This window comes from Heliomarina sp. (genome assembly GCF_052826185.1).
Genome location: NZ_JBRBUI010000054.1, coordinates 17082 through 36152 on the forward strand (window position 1 = coordinate 17082; position 19071 = coordinate 36152).

The following is a 19071-nucleotide window of genomic DNA, read 5'->3' on the forward strand; positions in this document are numbered from 1 at the left end:
CCAGCGCGGGTAAATGGATCTTACCGCGAGAGAGACTACACCTGCATTTCGGAGTTCGGACATGGGCAATGGGTTCAACAGCTTCAAGAGTGAGGGAAGTTTTGCCTCCCCGCCCTGCATGGCGGCCGAGGTCGATCCTGGGTATTTCGATCCCTTGGGCGTAGATCCCGAACAAGCGCGCGACGTGGCCCGGTGGCGCACGGCGGAACGCAAGCGGCTTCGTGAGGCGCGTCAGACGCTTTCCTCGCACCAGAGGAAAGCAACAGGTGATGCGCTGATGGCAGGACTGAAGAGAATACTTGCAGTGCACTCTGCCGGCACGGGCGACGGGGTTGTCGCCTTCTATTGGCCGATCAAGGACGAGCCGGACCTGCGATCTCTGATGGCCAAGATGCAGGCGTCTGGTCGCCGCATTGCGCTGCCTCTGGTGGAGACGCGGGCGGCGCCCCTGGTGTTCCGCCTGTGGACTCCGGAGACGCGGATGGAGCGCGGATACTGGAATATCCCTGTGCCGCCACGGGACGCGCCGAAGGTGATGCCGGATGTCGTTCTCGCGCCTCTTATGGGCTGGGATCCCGAGGGCTATCGGCTTGGCTATGGTGGAGGGTACTTCGATCGAACCCTGGCGGCGCTGTCGTCGCGGCCCTTCAGCATCGGTGTGGGACTCGCCGCGGCGCAGCTGCCCACGATCTATCCGCAACCCCACGATATTCCGATGGATGTCATACTCACCGAGCGTGGGACCGAAGTCGGAGGCTAACGATGGACAGGGAGCAGATTGCGCGAAAGTTATTCGAGGGTATGCCCGATGCGCTGGTGGTCGCGGACCGCAAAGGTATCATTCGCGTCTGGAACGGGGGCGCGGAGCGGATATTCGGCTTTGCAGAGGGGGAGGCGCTTGGCCAGTCATTGGACATCATCACGCCGGAGCGACTGCGCGAGCGACACTGGATCGGCTACGAGGCCACCATGCGGACCGGCCAAACCAAATATGGCGCAGGCGATCTTCTGTCAGTTCCAGCAATCCGGAAGGACGGAGCGCAAATCTCGATCCAGTTCTCCATCGTTCCGTTGCGCGGCGAGGACGGTGACTTGCAGGCGGTCGCGGCGATCATGCGCGACGTCACGGAGGACTTCGAAGAACGTAAGAGGTTGCGGCGCGCGCTTCGCGGTTGAGGGGAGGGTCGAGGCGCTCTCTCGCTGCGTGTTCTGAAAGGGCGGATCGCCAAACTACCCACTTGGTCTTCTGCGATCTGATCGTCGAAACATGGCCCGCGGCTATGGAAGTAGCCGACCGCCTCCCCGCGCGGTCTCGTATCAGGATGCTGAATGAACGGTCGCGCTATGGTTCGGACTTCGCGGCCCAAGCTGTTAGGCACTGGATTCAACAACCGTGGCCGGGACAGCCTACACCGAAATGGGCTTACTCAGGGAAAACGGATGCTGCGAGAGCTTCAATGCCCGGCCCGGCGACAAAATGTCCAACGGAGAAATCTCCCATAGTGTGAGAAAAGCGGTGGCTCTGATCGAGCGTCGGAGGAAGCTCCACAACAGCAAGTGACCCCATAGCGCTCTGGGCTATCACCCTCCGGCTCCCGAAACTATCGCCCCGATGGACCGAAAGCCGGTCATTCTCCAGCATTCAAACTGGACTGACTGGGTGGGGCCGACCATGACGACAGAGCCGCAAGAGCCCGGCGTGGTGCATTTCGCTTACGAGGATCACCGGATTTGTCCAGCAGTTCATTCACACGTGTAGACAGGCTCTTGTCCTCGATGGGATATGGTGCCCGCAAGGACATCGCGCGGCTGGCGCGGGCTGGTGGCATTGTCTTCGATCAGGCTGAGATCCTGGACGCCTCCGTCCGCATCCCTGTCAGCGCGGACCTGCCCCGCCGCATGACGGTTGCGGGCAGGCCGCTTGATCCGCTTTCTGGCCTGGTCGTCATGATGAACAAACCCTTGGGCGTGACCTGTTCGCACAAGGAGGCAGGCGAGCTTGTCTATGACAGGCTGCCTGCGCGCTGGCGAAGCCGCAAACCCGCAATTTCAACTATCGGGCGTTTGGACAAACAGACCTCGGGCCTTTTGCTTCTGACCGACGACGGAGACCTTCTGCATCGTATTAGCAGCCCCAGAAGCCGGCTCAGAAAAACCTACCGGGCCACGCTTGCCCGTCCACTCGACCGCACGGAACCCGCTCTGTTTGCGTCGGGTAGGCTCACGCTCAGAGGCGATGACAAACCCCTGGCGCCCGCAGTGCTGGACATAATCTCAGAAACCGAAGCCCTGATCACCGTGACGGAGGGCCGATACCACCAAGTTCGCCGCATGTTCGCCGCCACCGGCAATTTCGTCGAAGCTCTGCGACGTGAACGCCTGGGCGATCTCTGCCTGCACGAGACCCTGGCTCCCGGTCGATGGAAGCTGCTGAGCCAGGAAGAGATCGCCCTCGTCTTTCGATGATCGAGGGGATCGGCTCAGATCACTCCCAGCATCCGCATGGCTTTCGCAACCCGCTCGAAACCGGCGATGTTCGCGCCCAGGACGTAGTCGCCGGGGGCGCCATATTCATCGGCAGTTTCGGCGCATCTGTCGTGGATGCTTTTCATGATCTGAGCCAACCGCTGTTCGGTCTGCTCAAAGCTCCAACGGTCACGGCTGGCGTTCTGCTGCATTTCCAGTGCCGACGTTGCAACGCCCCCCGCGTTCGCCGCCTTGCCGGGGCCGAACAGGATGCCGGCCTCGCGCAGGATGCGGATTGCTTCGGGGGTGCAGGGCATGTTCGCGCCTTCGCCGACAGCCAGAACGCCGTTCTTGACCAGTGATTTCGCGTCCTTGCCCGTAAGTTCGTTCTGGGTGGCCGAGGGCATTGCCACGTCACAAGGTAGATCCCAGACAGAGCCTTTCCCGGCAGGCACAAAATGAACCCCGTCCCCACGCAATCGGGCATACTCCGAAATGCGCTTTCGGCGCACGATCTTGATTTCCTGGAGCAGGGCAAGATCAATCCCGGCTTCGTCTATGACGTAACCGCTGGAATCCGAACAGGCGATGACCGTGCCCCCAAAGGATTGCACCTTTTCGATGGTATGGATGGCGACATTGCCCGCACCCGATACCACGACGCGCTTACCGTCGAAGTCGCTCTGGCGCGTTGCAAGCATGGCCCTGGTAAAATAGGCGTTGCCGAAACCAGTTGCCTCGGTCCGGGCGCGGGACCCGCCGTAGGCGATGGCCTTGCCGGTAAACACGCCTGATTCATAACGGTTGGTCAGGCGCTTGTATTGCCCGAACATGTATCCGATTTCACGTCCTCCAACGCCGATATCGCCGGCCGGAACATCCGTCTGCTCGCCCAGGTGGCGGTGCAGTTCGGTCATGAGAGATTGGCAAAAGCGCATGATCTCGCCGTCGGATTTGTTCTTGGGGTCGAAATCCGTTCCGCCTTTTCCGCCACCGATCGGCAGGCCGGTCAGGGCATTCTTGAAGGTCTGCTCGAAGCCCAGGAACTTGATGATCCCCAGATTGACGGACGGGTGGAAGCGCATCCCTCCCTTGTATGGGCCGAGGGACGAGTTGAACTGGACGCGAAATCCTCGATTGATCTGGACATTCCCTTGGTCGTCAACCCAAGGGATGCGAAAGATAATCTGGCGCTCGGGTTCGCAGATCCGTTCGATGAGCGCTTGTTCGAGATAATCAGGGTGCTTTGCCACGACGCGCCCGAGGCTTTCCATCACCTCGTGCACGGCCTGGTGAAATTCCGGCTCGCCGGCATTGCGCCTCGCCACTTCGGCAAGGATCGGTTGTAGCTTTTCGTCGATATTGTTCATGTGCCTCGTCGCATCAAAGGGTGGTGTTGGCTGGGTGCGGAAAATGTGTGCATCAGCACCACGAGCGCCCATTTGCTAATCAGCTATTTGATCCACGACTGTCGCGCAAACCGTTCTCGCGCAGGATGACGTCGAAGTGGGTGTTGTGCGGTTGTGGGGCGGTGAGAGTAAGCTGCGCTGCATCTATTCTAACGCCGACGCCAATCGGTTTCGGGTGCAGCACTGGCGATGACCCAGACATTTGCCTCGACGCGACCGGTCTCACATCAGGTAGCAGGCCTCTGCAGCTTCGCCGATGGAGGATCAAGCCGGGCGAATGAACATGCGGTCATCCTCTTGCGCGGCAGCGTCGTCGGAGCGGATGGCGCGGTAGCAATGCCACGTGGCGTGTCCCAGCAACGGAAAAACCAGGATCAGCCCGAGTCCGGCCGTGAGTAGGCATAGGACGCACAGCACCACCACGATGGCGCCCCAGACAATCATGACTCCAAGGTTGTTCCAGACCATCGCCATGCTGATCCCGAGCGCGGAGAGTGCGTCGGTCCGTTCCGTCAGCAGCATCGGAAAGGCGAAGACGCTGATGGCGAAGGAGAAGGCGGCGAAGAGCGCACCGACGGCAGAGCCGACCAGCAGCAGGGCCCAGCCAGTGGGGGTGAGGAGAAGCATCGGCACGATCTCCTCGGTGCCGGGAAAGGCCACCATGCCGAAGAACAGCGCATAGATCAGGACCGCTGCGCGCATCCACAGCAGGAAGAGCCCCAGAAGCATGACCCCCATGAAGACACCGGCACGGCCGGACCGAAGCCGGACGAACAGCATCGGCCCGAGGCCGACCGGTTCGCCTGCATCCAGTCGCCGGCTTTTCTCGTAGAGCCCGCCTGCGATCAGCGGCCCGACCACCATGAAACCCGCCAGCGCCGGGAACAGGGCATAGTCGAATTCCAGCCGGAACAGGAACCAGACCACAACGACTGAAACGAGGAAAACGCCGAGGCCGTAGATCAGGCTCGGAAGCGGGTGGGACCAGAGATCGCGCCACCCGGCCCGCAGCCACGTGAAGGCGGTGCGCCACGGCAGATCGCGGGCGTGTGGGCTGGGGCGTGCAAGGGGTGGAACCACTTTTGGGATCATGCCCCCGGCGTGCGGATTGTCGGGCGGCGGCGGGGCGTTGTTCTGGCTCAGCATGACGGTTTCGCCGGGCGGTGGGTGCCGGCGCCTTCCTTGGCGGTTTCAACGCAGCTCGGTTGCGACGACAGCGAGACCGAGACGAGATGGATATTGGCGGCCACAAAGACGGCCACCACCAGCAATGCGGCGGAGATCGCCAGAACTCGGGGCCGCTCAATGGTCATTCCGGGCCCCCGTCAGCCAGCGAGGTGATGTAAATGGCAAGCATCTTGCGCTGCGCTTCGGTCAGGCGGTTTTCCCATGCGGGCATCCAGCCCTGTCGGCCACCATAGATCGTCTCGAACAGCGCCTGATCGGTGCCACCATAGATCCAGTGAGTGTCCGTGAGGTTCGGGGCACCGAGATCCTGGATGCCCGCACCATCCTCGCCGTGGCAGCTCGAGCAATTGTCGGCGAAGAGCGCGGCGCCTTCCTCCAGCCCTTCAGGCGAGGCGCCGCTGTCGAGGCCCGCCAGCGACTGCACGTAGTCCGCTGTGATACGGATCTGGTCCCGGTCGAGGATGCCATCGCGGCCGAAGGCCAGCATCTCGGCATAGCGTGTGTCTGGATGCGGAGCATTGATGCCGACACGCAGGGTTTCGAGGATCGTTTCGTCGTCGCCGCCCCAAAGCCAGGCGTCATCGACCAGGGAGGGATAACCGGGGCCGCCTTCGGCGCGGCTTCCGTGGCAGGCCGCGCAATTGTCACCGAAGAGTGCGGGTGCTGTCCGGTCGACGTGGGCCATGAGCAGGGTGTCGTCACGGATTTTGTCCAGCGGGAGCGCGGCGATTTGATCCGCCCAGACGCCACGGGCGGCATCCGCGGCGGCTACGCGCTCTTCCACCTGTTCTTGTTGGTCAATCCCGAGTAGCCCGCGGGTATAGGTGTTCACCAGTGGCCAGGCCGGCATGAGCACCCAGTAGACCAACGCCCAGATATGCGTGACGATGATGAAGAACCACACCGCCCGCGGCACGCGGGTGTTCAGCTCGGTGATCCCGTTCCATTCGTGACCAGTAGTCTGGTGACCGGTGAGGGGATCGCGTTCCTTTACCGACATGGCCCGTCCTCGTCATCCAGGATGCTGTTGGCGGCCTTGTCGAAGCGTTTGCCCAGCGACGGCCAGAACGCATAGATGGTGATGCCCACCGACAGGGCGATGAGATAGAAAAGGCCGAAGGACTTGGCGATGGTCGAGGTCAAGTCGTGCGTGAGATCCATGCTGTCAATCCTCCCCGAGTGGCTGATTTGCGAAGGCGGCGTCGGTGAGCCCACCGAGGATCTGGAGGTAGGCCACCAGCGCATCCATTTCCGTGACGCGGTCCCGCTGTCCATCGAAGTGGCGGATGTTGGTCGCTTCGCCATAGCGCGCACTCGCGCCGTCGGCCGCGTCGGTGTCGGGCCGCGCCTGGCCGCGCGCGTCGGCATCAGCATTGGCGATCTGTTCATCGCTGTAGGGCACGCCCACCGCCCGCAGGGCCGCAAGACGATCCGGCAGGCTGGCGGTTTCGAGCGTCTCGTCCAGCAGGAAAGCATATTGCGGCATGACCGATTCCGGCACCACGGCGCGCGGATCGACCAGGTGGCGCACGTGCCAGTCATCGGAATACTTGTTGCCCAGCCGGGCAAGGTCCGGCCCCGTTCGCTTGGAGCCCCAGAGCATTGGGTGATCATATCGCGATTCCACCGCCAGCGAATAGGGGCCGTAACGATCCACCTCGTCCTGCAGGGTCCGGATCATCTGGGAGTGGCAGGCATAGCAGCCCTCGCGAATGTAGATGTCGCGCCCGGCCTGTTCCAGCGGCGTGTAGAGCCGCATGTCCGGTGCAGCCTCGACCGTTTCGTCGATGGTGAAGAGCGGCGCGATCTCGACGAACCCACCCACACCGGCGGCAAGGATGATGCCAAGGGTCAGGGCCATCGAGTGCCGCTCGGTGCGGTAGTGGGTCCGGGCGTGGAACTCGAACAGGCGGGCGAAGGGGGAGAGGATCTTGCGAAACATCAGGTCACTCCGCTGCCGGGACGGCAGGTTCTGCCGCCTCGGACGAGGTGGGGTAGTCGCGTTCCGGGCGTTTTTCGGGGGCGTGCCGGATCGTCATCCAGACGTTGTAGGCCGCCAGGACCGCCCCGGTCAGGAACAGGGCACCACCGCAAGCCCGTGCGACGTAATAGGGATGCATGGCCACCAGCGTGTCCGTGAAGGAATAGGCCAGCGTGCCGCTGTCGGTGTAGGTGCGCCACATCAGCCCCTGGATGATGCCGCTGTTCCACATCGCGAAGACGTAGATCACCGTGCCCGCCAGCGCGAGCCAGAAGTGCCATTCCACCAGCTTCCAAGAATACATCGTCTCGCGCTTCCACAGCAGTGGGACGACGGCGTAGATCGAGCCGAAGGTGATCAGCGCCACCCAGCCCATCGCGCCGGCATGGACGTGGCCCACGGTCCAGTCGGTGTAATGCGACAGCGAGTTCACCGCGCGCACCGCCATGAACGACCCCTCGAAGGTGGACAGCCCGTAGAACACCGCCGCCACCATCATGAAGCGCAGCGTGGCATCGTCGCGCACCTTGTGCCAGGCACCATTCAGCGTCATGAGCGCGTTGCCGGCGCTGGCCCAGCTGGGCACCAGCAGCATGACCGAGAAGGTCATCCCCAGCGTCTGCACCCAGTGCGGCAGGGCGGTGTAATGCAAATGATGCGAGCCGGCCCAGATGTAGAAGAACACGATGCCCCAGAACGACAGGATCGACAGGCGGTAGGAGTAGATCGGCCGCTCCGCCCGCTTGGGCAGGAAGTAGTAGAGCATGCCGAGGAACCCGGCGGTCAGGAAGAAGGCGACCGCGTTATGGCCATACCACCATTGCGTCATCGCGTCCTGGACGCCCGCGAAGGCCGAGTAGCTCTTTGCCCCTGTCAGGCTGGCGGGGATGGCGAGGTTGTTGACGATATGAAGGATCGCCACGACCAGGATGAAGGCGAGGTAATACCAGTTGGCCACGTAGATATGCGGCTCGTTGCGGCGCGCCAGTGTGCGGATGTAGAGCACGAAGTAGACCACCCAGACGATGACCAGCCAGATGTCGGCGTACCATTCGGGTTCGGCGTATTCCTTGGATTGGGTGACCCCCATCAGGTAGCCCGAGGCGGCGATGATGCAGAACAGGTTGAACCCCAGCAGCACGAACCACGGCGAGACATGCCCGGCCAGCCGCGCCCGGCTGGTGCGCTGCATGACGTGGTAGGACGTGGCGATGAGGGCGTTGCCACCGAAGCCGAAGATCACCCCCGATGTGTGAACGGGGCGGATGCGCCCGAAGCTCGACCAGGCCGCGTCGAAGCGCAGATCGGGCCAGGCGAGCTGCACCGCGACCCAGACGCCCATGCCCATGCCGGCCACGGCCCAGAACAGGGCGATCACCAGCCCGGCCTTGGTCGGGTCGTCGTAGTAGTTGACCGTGCGGTCCTCGGCCGGTTCGGGCTCGCCAATTGCACGCAGGACGAAGAAGGTCGTGATACCGGCTGCAATCAGCACGATCGCGCCGTGGCTCCCCATCGGATCGCCATGACCCGCTGCGGCCATCACCAGCCCGACAATCGCCATGACGACACAAATCATCAATGCGATCTGGCGTTCGGCACCTGTCAAACGCTCCATCATCTGGCAACCTCTTGGTCAGTTCTATGTCTTGGTGGCAGCGGACGGTCCTCCGTCTGGAGGATCCGGCGGGCATCGCCTTCCGGATCGTCGAACTGGTCGGTCTTCATCGCCCAGAAAAATGCTCCGAGGCCGATTGCACCCATCATCAGCGTCACGGGTATCAGCAGTAGAAGGATGTTCATGTCGGCCCCACCGTAGGCGTTTGGCGGGCTGATGCGAGGCGAGCCTGAGCTTCGGCACACAGGGTGTTCAGGCGCTGCGCCGCCGGGACAATCGCGTCGATCTCACCCGCGCCGGTGCCGCAATAGAGCGGCATCTGTTCAAGATCTCCGGTCGTGGTGCGCAGGGGCGAGTCCGTGCTCTGGCGCAGCCGCGGGATGGGGCCGTCGCGGGCGATCACCTCATGTGCGATCATCTCTGGGTCATGTCCCATCAGGGTCGGGCCGAAGGACTCGGTGACGCTGTTGCGGAGGACGCGCACGACCGATCCCTTGGGCCAGTTCAGCACGAAGCCGTCGGTCAGGACGGTATCCTCCCCCTGCGCGGTCACGACCCGTTGCTTGTGGTAGTCGTGGGCGAAGGATTCGGCCGTAGCCAGAAAGGCGGTGCCGCATTGGACTCCCTGCGCCCCGAACGAGAGCGCCCGAGCCAGCCCCTTGCCGTTGCTGATGCCGCCCGAGGCGACAACCGGCAGAGCCGTCGTTTCCAGCACGGCCCGGAGCAGGTCGAATGTTGGAGTGCGTCCGTGCACGTGTCCGCCCGCATCCTGGCCCTGTGCGATCAGCACATCCGCACCGGCAGCTTCGGCCTCCCGTGCCGCGCGCAGCGTGCCCACCTGGTGCAGCAGAAGAGCGTCTGCCTCCTTCACTTGGGCAACGGCCTCGGGCACAACGTCCCAGAAGAAAGAGAACACGCCCACCTCCATCGCGAGGCAGGTTTCGATTTGCTGATGCAGCAAGCCGGGCTCCGTGGCCGCCGGGATGACGTTGACGGCGAATGAGCGGTCCGACAGCCGGCGGTAGTCCTCAATTTCCGAGACGATGAGTGATGGCGCCTCGCGCACCATCCCCAGGGTCGGGAAGCCGCCCGCATTTGCGACCGCGGCGGCCAGTTCGGCGCGCGCGACGCCTCCCATCCCGGCCAGGATAACGGGATACTCACATCCCAGCAGATCGCACAGGGGGGTGCGCAGGGACCCGGGTTCAAGCGTCACGACTTGCTCCCCTTGAGCCGTTGCCTCAGGTAGTCCCGCAGGACCACAGCCTGGTTGTGGTCCCGGTCCTTCGCGGCGAAGAGCAGAGTGACGGGGCCGGCTCGGCACCATGCGAGGCAGCGTTCGACAGCGTCCGTGTTGTCAGCCAGTTCCTGCAGGTAGCGGTTGCGGAATTCTCCCCATTTGTCCGGGTCGTGGTCGAACCATTTCCTGAGCTCGGTGGTCGGCGCGATGTCCTTGATCCAGTCATCGTGCCCGAGATCAGCCTTCGAAATACCTCGCGGCCAGATTCGATCCACGAGCAGCCTCGTGCGGTCCGTATCGGACGCCTCGTCGTGAACGCGGGCAATATCGATATCGAATTGCTTCGCCATGCGAGGCTCAAACCAGTTTCGGGATGCCGGTGCCTTTGGCATCCTCGACCGCGAAGTTGAGCGACCGGGCGATGCGTTCGGCCCGCTCGATGACATGGGCGGCGCCTGCGGGTGTGCAGATCTCCTTCGCGGTCTCGCGAAAGAGTGTGAGCCACCGCTCGAAATGGCCCCAGTCAATCGGCAGACCGACGTGCTTGGGCACCGGGGCGCCATGATAGCGGCCTGTCATCAGGGCAACGGAGGACCAGAATGCAGTCATCCGCTCCAGATGCGGTGGCCAGTCATCTATCCGCGCCCCGAAGATAGGGCCAAGAACAGGGTCTTTGCGGACCTTGCCATAGAAGGCATGGACCAGCTCGCGCAGCACCGGGTCATCGAGTCCGGTCCGTGCCTCGAGATCGGCTGTGATCTCCGGGCGCGCGGAGGGGCTGCGCGAAGAAGTCTGGATGGAGGTCATCGGTGTGGCACCTTGGTCTCAGTTGTATTGACGGGGTACGTCTCCCAAGTGGTATTGTAAATACCTATTCGGGGCGAGCGCAATCGCGCGAAACCGCGCAGTGGCCGACTGGCGGAGATCGGCGCGGGATCAGGGCATGGGAGACGCTGGGATGAGTGAAGTATTCAAAACCGACAGCGGGTTCGTTGTGGAAGCAGCCGCCATCGCGCGGGCCTTCAAGATCACGGAAGAGCAGGTCCGGGAAGAGATGCGGAATGGACTCATCAGCAGCCGCTCCGAGAGCGGGGCGGGCGAAGACGAAGGACGTTGGCGCATGACCTTCTACCGTGCAGACCGCGCGTTCCGTCTCGTTGTCGACGCAGAGGGAGAGGTGCTGTCGCGGGGAAGCTTTCCCGTCACTCCGCGATCGCGGTCAGTGCGCCGGGATTGACACTCGACGCGCGGCAAGCAACGATCAATCCATGGTCAGGTTTCAGATCAAGTTCCGGTTTCTTCTGCTGAACCGCCCTTAGCCCCGGGCGGATCGTGGGCGTTTTATGCGCAGCGATCTCCCGGGGACATCTCGAGAAAAGTTCTGAGATTGTCGGAGGGAACTCCAGGGGGAAACATGGCCATACCTGACGTTACGGGATCAACGATACCGCGACACGGAAAGCCGGAAGCGGGTGGCGGGGATTGCAAGTGCCGCCTGACAAAAGCCGATCGGCTGAGAATCGAGAGATTTCTGAGCTTCGCCAACAACAGCAGTGTCGCTTACTCCCAGCTCATGCTGGATACTCTACACCAGAAACTGCAGGTGGCCGTTGCGATTGAGGGTGCGGCACCGTCCGATGTTGCCACGTTTGGCAGCCATATTTCCTGCGTGGTGGATGAGAAAGATATCGAATGCGGGGTTCTCAGTTTCGGCCTTGTGACGCGTGCCGGAGAAATCCCGATTCACTCCGTTCTGGGGGCCACGCTCATCGGGATGTCGGCCGGGCAACGCACCAAGCTGCTGTCCGAAGACGGCACCACCCGGTCATTGGTGGTAACCCAGGTGGGCGTGCCTTTTGCCGTGTAGTGACGGGTTGCAACTAATGCGGTCGTTGGAGCATCCGACGCGGGGACTACCGGCATCAACGGTTTTCCTGGAGACCGGACAGCCTCACTGGTCTTCATTTTCCGTCTCACGGAAAGGTTTCCTACCCCGCCTGAAAGGATCAGCCCAGCGGGTGGTGGCATCTGCTGCTCCGAGGACCCAGCAAAGTTTGACTTGGCGTCGGAAACTTCATAGCGTGGCGTGATGTCTGTGTTCTCATGCAAAATTAGAGGCCGGTCGTTTCCGGGATCTCTGCTGAACCGCTCCCTGCCCCGGGCAGGGGGCCGCATGCGCTGACCTCCACGCTCGGGGATCTTCTTCACCAACAACTTTGGATTCTTGAGGCTTGCGTCGAGCAGGCCGAGGAGAAGATATGCGAACATCAACTGAAATGGCGACTTTCGCTGGAAGATCAGGCAACGAGGCTGCTGCGATTGATAGCCGGGCGTTCGGAAGCGTCGAGGCCATGCGACCGATCCAATCGTTTCTTTCCAAGCGGGACTTCTGGCACCTGCAAGAACTGCGGAGGGAATGCGCAGCTATCGAAGGCGGTGTCTTTCCTCTGCTGTCGCACCTGATCCGGGCAAAGCTTCAGGATGCACATATTCTGAATCCCAAAGAAGAGGCAGGAAACGTCGCCGCCCTGGGTTCACGTGTGACCTACTCTATCAGGGGGACGGCACCACAATCTCGGACACTCTTTGACCATGGTTTTGCACATGATCAGGGAGGTATCCCGATCAAGACATTCCTCGGGGTCACCTTGCTCGGAATGAAGGTGGGACAGACGGTGCCGCTCCTTAACGCAAGTGGGACGACAGAGCCGCTCGAGCTTGTTGCGATACCGTGGCAACTCGAGGCGAGAACGTAGCTGAACTGCGCAGGACGACGGTTCGCGAGGACCATTGCAACTTGCCCGCCGACTTAAATCAAGTCGGCGGGTCGATCCCTTTGTATCGCAAGGGTATAAGCACCTGAGTTGCGATGTGCTGGAGGTTTCATGACAACGAATTTGCGCAGAAAGCTCGATGTGGTCGTGACCGCCATTGGCGTCTCCCTGCTGCCTTGCGTTGTGAGCGCCGAGATCGACGGGCATGGCCCCGATGCATGGCGGGTGACCGGTGTTTCCGCAGACGATGTGCTCAACGCCCGGATGGGGCCCGGAACCGGATATCCGGTGATCGAGACCTTCGCCCATGATGCCCGGGGCCTGGAGCAGATCACCTGCGTGCCGTTCTTCACCATGGCGCATTTCTCGACCATGACGCAGGCCGAGATAGACGCCCTGCCGCCCCGGTGGTGCCTGATGCGCTCGGCGGACATGAGCAAGGCGGGGTGGGTGGCACAGCGGTACCTGATCGCTGAGGGGTACGAGCCGGTCGACACCGCCGGCGACGGTGCCGATGCGATGTCGGGAGACGAGATGATCCTCGAGGCGCAGGAGCTTGTTCGCGCTCTCTACGAGAGCGCGCGGCTCGCCAGAATGGGCGGGCCCGAGCCGCTCGATCCGGCAAATGTCGGCAACTTCTTTTCCTCAGATGTCGTGGCCACCATGCGAGCCAACCCGCTTCAGGCCGACCCGATCTACGGCGCGCAGGATTTCCAGGGCAGCGTAAGCGCCCCCCGGCCCGATCCCGATCAGCCGATGTTCCGCGGGATGGTTACCATCAACGTCGAGATTGTTAATTTCGGTCGGGCGCACACCGCCGTCTTCCGGCTGCGCGCCGACCCCGGCCAACCTGGGGCGCCGCTGCGGATCTTCCGCGTGGAGCATGAAGGCTGGTCATTTCCGTAGGATAAAGAGGAACAGGGGAGACCATCATGAAAGCGAGTTTTCTTTCGGTCGTCGCGGTCGGGCTGACGGGGCTGGCAGAGGCGGCAATGGCCCAGACCGGGCCGGTCCCGGTCGGCACGGTCAGTGCGACCATCGGCGATATGGCCTACGAGGGCGAAACACTCGACGTCCCCTCGGAGGGTACCTCAACCGCGGAATGGCGCGCCTTCGGTCCGGTGACCTCGGTCAGCGTCCAGGCCCACGATCCGGCGGCGGAGAGCCTCATGCATGGCGTCCTGACGATCGAGATGTCGCTCATGGGCGAAGACGCCTCGGCCGGGATGATGGATGCTTCTGTCTCGTGGTGGCCCGAGGGCATGAGCGCACCCTTCTATATCAATGAGGTGATCGGGCCCGACCTGGGCATCGCCATCGACACGCTCTCGCTGGAAGAGGGCGGATCGAAGATCACGGGCACCTTTTCGGCCCGGCTGTGCCGGAAGGACAGCTTTTTTGCCGAGATCGACAGCGGCGACTGTGTTCCGGTCGAGGGGCGCTTCGATACGGCGCCGACGACGGTGGATTAGGGGAGGGCACCGAGGCGAGGCCGACCGGCTCAGTATCCCGGCTGGGTTTTTCGGCGGGGCGCTGCCGCCTGAGAACTGCCTGTCGGAAGGAGACCTTTGCCCGAACCAGGCCGCTCGTCTGGTAGAGCGAGAATGAAGACCGAGCCGTGTCCGGTACGGCTGTCAACACTCCAGCGATCCTCCAGCTGCCATGGGCTGGACAGACAGCCATCTTTACGAGTTCCGCGTCGGTGATGCCGGTTGGGGGCCTGCCCGACTCGAACGGCTCCTTCGGCGGTCTGATGGATGCGAAGAAGATCTTTGGGAGAGGTTGCTCCGCCGAACCGGCACCAGGTCGATGCAGTATATCAACGACTTCGGCGGCGACTGGAACCACAGCATTGGATGTGCCGGAGCTCGACGTTGGCCCGGCCGCCATCACGCACCTGTCACTCGTTTTCTTCGAGCTGGCGACCAACGCCCTGAAATACGGGGGCTCTCTGAAGCAGGAGATGGCGTTCTGGTTCGCGGGGAGCAGCCGAGGGAGCGGGCGAGTTGCAGCGAGATGCTTCATTTCGTTGACGGCCAGGTGAGAACGGTGCGCCGGTGTAGGCAGGGAATGCAGTCCCAGTGCTTACCGGACAGGCGCGAGGCGCTATTCGCTCTCGGGCAAAAAGGCTGTCAGGAAACCAAGGAACAACAGTGCGGGCAGGAAACCGAACACCGCCTGCATCCCCATCTGGTCGGCGAGTGCCCCGAGGGCGGCCGCTCCGATCGCGCCGACCCCGAAGGCGAAGCCGAACACGAAGCCTGCGACCATCCCGACTTTCTGTGGCAGCAATTCCTGCGCATAGACCACGATGGCAGAGAATGCGGACGACAGGATGAGCCCCACGACAACACTGAGCAGGATCGCGCCCCAGAGAGCGGCATGTGGCAGGGCGAGCGCGAACGGCAGGGCTCCCACGATCGAGACCCAGATGACCGTCTTTCGTCCAACCCGGTCCCCGATGGGGCCGCCCGCAAAGGTGCCGACAGCAACGGCCGCGAGAAAGATGAACAGGACAGTCTGGGCGTGCCGTATGCTCACCCCGTATTTTTCGATGAGGAAGAAGGCGTAGTAGCTTTTGAAGGTTTCGACATACACGAACTTGCTGACGAGCAGCGCGCCGATGATCGCGAAGGCGACGATCAGGCGCCGTCGGGGGAGATCCGGACCCACTGGGGCCGATGATCCGGCCGATTTCGTCATCTTCTGGTGATTGGTGAACCACCTCGCGATCCACAGCAGGATCATCACCCCGACCACGGCGAGCAGGCCGAACCAGACGGTGCTGACCTGCCCCAGCGGCAAGACGATCATGGCCGCGGCAAGCGGGCCAAGGGCGGTTCCCGCGTTGCCTCCGACCTGGAAGCTCGACTGCGCGAAGCCCAGCCTGCCGCCGGAGGCCATGCGGCATACCCGCGACGCCTCGGGGTGGAATAGGGCCGACCCGATCCCCAGCACCGCCGCGGCCACCAGCAGCAGCGGGAACGAGTTGGCCAAAGCCAGCATCAAGATACCCAACGCGACCACGGCCATGGCCACCGCCAGTGTATAGGGTCTGGGCCGCAGGTCGCCGGACAGCCCCATGATGGGCTGAAGGACGCAGGCCGTGATCTGCTGGGCGAGGGTAAGCAGCCCCAGCTGAAAGTAGCTGAGGGCGTATTCGGCCTTCAGGATGGGGTAGAGCGCCGGGAGCAGGAACTGGATCAGATCGTTGATCAGGTGGGTCCCGCTGACGGCGAGGATGACCGAATAGGACGTCGGTAGGATCAGGGCTTTTTGCGTGCTCATCATGGTGTCCAACAGCGGTGGTGACATGTCGCCCGTCGATGGACGGTGCGCGGCCGACCCAAGCCCGTGCGCCCGGACGACCCTCGGAATCGGTGCGCATCTTGATCCTTGACCGGCCAGTTGTCTCACCAGAAGGAAGGCTGTAATTCAGTAGAAAAACTACTGTCTGGATCGTGGTCATTCCGCTCAAGTCATTGCCGCCGCTCAATGCGCTGCGCGCCTTCGAGGTGTCGGGGCGCCAGTTGAGCTTTCGCCGCGCTTCCGAGGAGCTTGGCGTATCGCAGGGCGCCGTGGCCCAGCAGGTCCGGCTGCTGGAAGATCACCTCGGCTTCTCCCTGTTTCGGCGCCTTCCCCGCGGTATCGCCCTGACCGCACGCGGTGCGAGCTACCATTCCGAGATCGCCCGGGCCTTCGAAACGCTGCGCAAGGCGACTGACGAGGTTCAGCATCAGGCCGAGGCCGTCACGATCAGCGTCACGCCGACGTTCGCGTCGAAAGTGCTGATGCCGAGGCTACCGGCTCTCGGTGCGGCGCTGCCGGACGTGGATCTGCGGATCGTAGCGACGGTCGCCGTCTCGGACTTCGACCGGGACCGGGTCGATATCGCTGTCCGCGAGACGCGGCCGCCCTTTCCCACATCCCTCGAGAGCCACCTGTTGTTCCGGGAGAACCTCGTCGCGGTGGCAAGCCCACATCTGGTCGGAGACCTCCCGCCGCCGCTGACACACGACGAGGTCCGGGGGCTGCCATTGCTTCATGACAGCTACGACCATTGGCCCCGCTTCTTCGACCATGCAGGGCGGCTGCCCGGCGCGGTGTTCAACCAGGTGTCGCTTGCGTTGGATGCTGCCCTCGCAGGCCAGGGCGCCGCGATCGCCTGCCGCGCCTTCGTGCAGACCGACATCGACGCCGGGCGTTTGATCGAGATTTGCCGCGCGGATTTCTCAACCGGTTCGGACTATTATCTTTTGCGGAAACATCAGAGACAGCCTCGCGACAGGCTTGACGCGGTCTGGTCGTGGTGTCTGGCCAACTTTGCCTCTGGGTAGCTCCTTGGCCCAGGTTGCCTGCCCCTTACCGTGTCCACGGGAATGGGGTCCCTTCCAGCGTGGCGGTTGTGTTGCGTGAAGCTGAGCGGGCCAATTTGCAGACCAACTGTGCTCCGAGGCAAGAGCGTGATCCAATAACTCAGGGACGCCCAGATGCTCTCAATGCCCATACTCGTCATCGCGGGCCTGCTCGCCGGCATGATCAATGCCATCGCCGGCGGCGGGACGCTCCTCAGCTTCCCCGCCCTGGTCTGGCTGGGCGTGCCGCCGGTCATGGCGAACGCCACGGCGACGCTTACGGCGCTGCCGGGGTATATCGGGAGCGCCTGGGCCTACAGAGGGGACATCCGCGCCGAGGGGAGCCTCGGCCTGGGCAGCATCATTGCGATCGCGGCGCTTGGCGGGCTGGCGGGGGCGGGCCTTCTGTTGGTCACGCCGGGCGAGGCCTTCGTCGGCATCGTTCCCTGGCTTCTGCTCACCGCCACGCTGCTTTTTGCCATCGGGCCGCGTCTGGTGGCGATGGTGCGCGCGAGGGGAGTGAGGATCGGACCCGTTCTCTCGGCCTGCGCGATCTTCCTGGTGGCCGGATATGGCGGCTACTTCAACGGCGGACTGGGGATCATGCTGCTGGCGGTGTTCAGCCTGATCGGCTTCCAGAATCTGCACGGCATGAATGGCCTGAAGAATCTCCTCTCCGCCGTGCTCTCGCTGGTCTCGGTCACCACCTATGCGACTGCCGGCTTGATAGCCTGGGAATCCGCCGCCGTTCTGGCGGTCGCGACGACGGTAGGGGGCTACATTGGAGCCCGGCAGGCACGCCGGATTCAGCACACCGAATACTTGCGGGCCCTGATCGTCGGCATCGGTGCCGCGCTGACGCTGGTGTTCTTTCTACTATAAGGCGCGGGGTGCCGAGGGCCTATCGCTCCAAATGCGTCCCGTCGGACAGGAGAGCTTCGCTCATCGGCACGTCCCAGGACATCGGGTAGATGGTCGGCAGGCGGCAAGCGGAGAACCCCACGCCGACGATCCGCGGCTTCGGGTCAAGCTGTGCCAGCGTCCGGTCATAATAGCCCCCGCCATTGCCGAGCCGATAGAGCTCTTCGTCGACGCCGACGAGCGGCGCGATGACGATGTCGGGCACGCGCACTTCGCCATCGGCGGGCACCAGGATGTTCCAGAAGCCCCGTGTCATGCGGCATCCCGGTGACCAGGTCTGAAACTCGAGCGGCGTGTGCTCTTCGACCACGACCGGAAGCAGGACCTGCGCACCGGCCGCATGGGCCGCGCCCATCCACGGCCGTAGATCCGGCTCGCCCCGGATCGGCCAGTAGACGGCAATGGTCATTCCGGCTCTGGGCGCGACGACCCGGTCGAGAGCATCGATCAGGTTGGCCGTCGCCCTCTGGCGCTCTTCCGAAGGGAGCGCACGCGCGGCGACCAGCCGTGCCCGTTCCGCGCGCCTGAACCGCGCGACGTCCCGCGCCGTTTCGGGGTCGACCGGATGCCCGTCCACAAGGTGGTGCGCAAAGCAGGGGGCAGTGCCTGCGTCGGTTTCGTCGTCCATCATGCGGTCGTCCGTCCGGTGCGTTGCGGCGGGAACAGGGTATCGTAGCCCCAGGTGAAGACGAAGGCATAGATCATGTAGAATGCCGCGAAGGAGATCTCCATCAGCAGCGCGGCGATCAGCGAGACATCGAGCCACCAGGCGAAGAGCGGCAGGAGTAGCACCAGCAGCGTCGCCTCGAAGAGCACGGCATGAACGACCCGGAGCGGCACCGTCTTGCGCACATCGCCCCGGCGCCAGTTGAGCACATGATCGAACTCAAGGTTGAAGAGATAGTTCCAGGCCGTCGCGGCCGTGGCACCCAGCACGACCAGAACGCCCATGTCGCCCATGGGGTGATCGAAAACCCAGGCGAAGAGCGGGGTGACGATCAGGATGCCGATGAGTTCGAAACTGACGGCCTGGCGAATACGATCTGCGGTGCTGCGCATGGAATTGGCTCCGATTGTTCCTCGGGCCATCCCGCGTGCTGACCGTCTGGCCGGGCGAGGTCG

Annotated in this window: 24 protein-coding genes and 1 pseudogene; 11 read left to right on the top strand and 14 right to left on the bottom strand. The window is 63.1% G+C overall.

Annotated features, from left to right (window positions below; all coding sequences use genetic code 11):
- Positions 1-13 precede the first annotated feature (13 nt).
- The 3 genes from ACU0FH_RS18225 to ACU0FH_RS18235 all read left to right on the top strand — a co-directional run bounded on the left by ACU0FH_RS18225 (position 14) and on the right by ACU0FH_RS18235 (position 2466).
- Positions 14-760 carry a 5-formyltetrahydrofolate cyclo-ligase gene (locus tag ACU0FH_RS18225; RefSeq protein ID WP_446196129.1) on the top strand — a complete coding sequence of 249 codons (747 nt, stop codon included), beginning with the start codon at positions 14-16 and terminating at the stop codon, positions 758-760.
- Positions 761-762: 2 nt separating this feature from the next.
- The gene (locus tag ACU0FH_RS18230) at positions 763-1176 is read left to right on the top strand and encodes a PAS domain-containing protein (RefSeq protein WP_446196130.1); all 414 of its coding nucleotides are present in this window, start codon (positions 763-765) and stop codon (positions 1174-1176) included.
- A gap of 555 nt (positions 1177-1731) precedes the next feature.
- The gene (locus tag ACU0FH_RS18235; protein WP_446196132.1) at positions 1732-2466 is read left to right on the top strand and encodes a pseudouridine synthase; all 735 of its coding nucleotides are present in this window, start codon (positions 1732-1734) and stop codon (positions 2464-2466) included.
- Between the two features lie 14 nt (positions 2467-2480).
- Here the strand turns inward: ACU0FH_RS18235 and gdhA are convergent, their stop codons facing one another.
- The 11 genes from gdhA to ACU0FH_RS18290 all read right to left on the bottom strand — a co-directional run bounded on the left by gdhA (position 2481) and on the right by ACU0FH_RS18290 (position 10706).
- Positions 2481-3836 carry an NADP-specific glutamate dehydrogenase gene (gene gdhA, locus ACU0FH_RS18240; protein ID WP_446196133.1) on the bottom strand — a complete coding sequence of 452 codons (1356 nt, stop codon included), beginning with the start codon at positions 3834-3836 and terminating at the stop codon, positions 2481-2483.
- 303 nt (positions 3837-4139) lie between these two features.
- Complete coding sequence (locus ACU0FH_RS18245; RefSeq protein ID WP_446196134.1) at positions 4140-4955, bottom strand: DUF2189 domain-containing protein; 816 nt, start codon at positions 4953-4955, stop codon at positions 4140-4142.
- A gap of 59 nt (positions 4956-5014) precedes the next feature.
- Positions 5015-5188 (bottom strand): hypothetical protein, encoded by a 174-nt coding sequence (locus tag ACU0FH_RS18250; RefSeq protein ID WP_170121110.1) that lies wholly within the window; start codon positions 5186-5188, stop codon positions 5015-5017.
- Positions 5185-6063 (bottom strand): cytochrome-c oxidase, cbb3-type subunit III, encoded by an 879-nt coding sequence (gene ccoP / locus ACU0FH_RS18255; protein ID WP_446196135.1) that lies wholly within the window; start codon positions 6061-6063, stop codon positions 5185-5187. The genes ACU0FH_RS18250 and ccoP overlap by 4 nt, the downstream gene beginning before the upstream one ends.
- Positions 6054-6224 (bottom strand): cbb3-type cytochrome c oxidase subunit 3, encoded by a 171-nt coding sequence (locus ACU0FH_RS18260; RefSeq protein WP_150282290.1) that lies wholly within the window; start codon positions 6222-6224, stop codon positions 6054-6056. The genes ccoP and ACU0FH_RS18260 overlap by 10 nt, the downstream gene beginning before the upstream one ends.
- A gap of 4 nt (positions 6225-6228) precedes the next feature.
- Positions 6229-7005: a cytochrome-c oxidase, cbb3-type subunit II gene (gene ccoO, locus ACU0FH_RS18265; protein WP_446196136.1), complete on the bottom strand. Its 777-nt coding sequence runs from the start codon at positions 7003-7005 to the stop codon at positions 6229-6231.
- Positions 7006-7009: 4 nt separating this feature from the next.
- Positions 7010-8662 carry a cytochrome-c oxidase, cbb3-type subunit I gene (gene ccoN / locus ACU0FH_RS18270; protein WP_446196137.1) on the bottom strand — a complete coding sequence of 551 codons (1653 nt, stop codon included), beginning with the start codon at positions 8660-8662 and terminating at the stop codon, positions 7010-7012.
- Positions 8659-8844 carry a cbb3-type cytochrome oxidase assembly protein CcoS gene (ccoS, locus tag ACU0FH_RS18275; RefSeq protein ID WP_446196138.1) on the bottom strand — a complete coding sequence of 62 codons (186 nt, stop codon included), beginning with the start codon at positions 8842-8844 and terminating at the stop codon, positions 8659-8661. The genes ccoN and ccoS overlap by 4 nt, the downstream gene beginning before the upstream one ends.
- Positions 8841-9875 carry an NAD(P)H-dependent flavin oxidoreductase gene (locus ACU0FH_RS18280; protein WP_446196140.1) on the bottom strand — a complete coding sequence of 345 codons (1035 nt, stop codon included), beginning with the start codon at positions 9873-9875 and terminating at the stop codon, positions 8841-8843. The genes ccoS and ACU0FH_RS18280 overlap by 4 nt, the downstream gene beginning before the upstream one ends.
- The gene (locus tag ACU0FH_RS18285; protein ID WP_446196142.1) at positions 9872-10249 is read right to left on the bottom strand and encodes a DUF488 domain-containing protein; all 378 of its coding nucleotides are present in this window, start codon (positions 10247-10249) and stop codon (positions 9872-9874) included. The genes ACU0FH_RS18280 and ACU0FH_RS18285 overlap by 4 nt, the downstream gene beginning before the upstream one ends.
- Positions 10250-10256: 7 nt before the next feature.
- Positions 10257-10706 (bottom strand): group III truncated hemoglobin, encoded by a 450-nt coding sequence (locus ACU0FH_RS18290; RefSeq protein ID WP_446196144.1) that lies wholly within the window; start codon positions 10704-10706, stop codon positions 10257-10259.
- 151 nt (positions 10707-10857) lie between these two features.
- On the opposite strand from ACU0FH_RS18290, the gene ACU0FH_RS18295 reads away from it, so the two are divergent.
- The 6 genes and pseudogenes from ACU0FH_RS18295 to ACU0FH_RS18320 form a co-directional block, all read left to right on the top strand.
- A complete protein-coding gene (locus ACU0FH_RS18295) occupies positions 10858-11136 on the top strand; it encodes a DUF6522 family protein (RefSeq protein WP_446196146.1) in 279 nt (92 codons plus the stop codon).
- A 177-nt stretch (positions 11137-11313) separates the two neighbouring features.
- Positions 11314-11766, top strand: coding sequence for a hypothetical protein (locus ACU0FH_RS18300; protein WP_446196148.1), 453 nt, complete (start codon positions 11314-11316; stop codon positions 11764-11766).
- A 391-nt stretch (positions 11767-12157) separates the two neighbouring features.
- Positions 12158-12655 carry a hypothetical protein gene (locus ACU0FH_RS18305; protein ID WP_446196150.1) on the top strand — a complete coding sequence of 166 codons (498 nt, stop codon included), beginning with the start codon at positions 12158-12160 and terminating at the stop codon, positions 12653-12655.
- 129 nt (positions 12656-12784) lie between these two features.
- Positions 12785-13579, top strand: a complete 795-nt coding sequence (locus ACU0FH_RS18310; RefSeq protein ID WP_446196152.1) for a hypothetical protein — start codon at positions 12785-12787, stop codon at positions 13577-13579.
- A gap of 26 nt (positions 13580-13605) precedes the next feature.
- Positions 13606-14145 (top strand): hypothetical protein, encoded by a 540-nt coding sequence (locus ACU0FH_RS18315; RefSeq protein WP_446196154.1) that lies wholly within the window; start codon positions 13606-13608, stop codon positions 14143-14145.
- A gap of 190 nt (positions 14146-14335) precedes the next feature.
- Positions 14336-14521: pseudogene (locus tag ACU0FH_RS18320) on the top strand (IS1096 element passenger TnpR family protein); the annotation flags it as partial.
- Positions 14522-14779: 258 nt separating this feature from the next.
- On the opposite strand, the gene ACU0FH_RS18325 reads toward ACU0FH_RS18320, so the two are convergent.
- On the bottom strand, positions 14780-15988 hold the full coding sequence (locus ACU0FH_RS18325; protein WP_446196156.1) for an MFS transporter: 1209 nt from the start codon (positions 15986-15988) through the stop codon (positions 14780-14782).
- A gap of 146 nt (positions 15989-16134) precedes the next feature.
- Here ACU0FH_RS18325 and ACU0FH_RS18330 point away from each other — a divergent pair, with 146 nt between their 5' ends.
- Both ACU0FH_RS18330 and ACU0FH_RS18335 read left to right on the top strand, forming a co-directional pair.
- A complete protein-coding gene (locus ACU0FH_RS18330) occupies positions 16135-17010 on the top strand; it encodes a LysR substrate-binding domain-containing protein (RefSeq protein WP_446196158.1) in 876 nt (291 codons plus the stop codon).
- Positions 17011-17163: 153 nt separating this feature from the next.
- Entirely contained in the window at positions 17164-17910 is a 747-nt protein-coding gene (locus ACU0FH_RS18335; RefSeq protein WP_446196160.1) for a sulfite exporter TauE/SafE family protein, read from the top strand.
- Between the two features lie 19 nt (positions 17911-17929).
- Here the strand turns inward: ACU0FH_RS18335 and ACU0FH_RS18340 are convergent, their stop codons facing one another.
- Complete coding sequence (locus ACU0FH_RS18340; protein ID WP_446196162.1) at positions 17930-18580, bottom strand: 5-formyltetrahydrofolate cyclo-ligase; 651 nt, start codon at positions 18578-18580, stop codon at positions 17930-17932.
- Positions 18577-19008, bottom strand: coding sequence for a PACE efflux transporter (locus ACU0FH_RS18345; protein ID WP_446196164.1), 432 nt, complete (start codon positions 19006-19008; stop codon positions 18577-18579). Before ACU0FH_RS18345 ends, ACU0FH_RS18340 begins: the two co-directional genes overlap by 4 nt.
- Between the last annotated feature and the right edge of the window lie 63 nt (positions 19009-19071).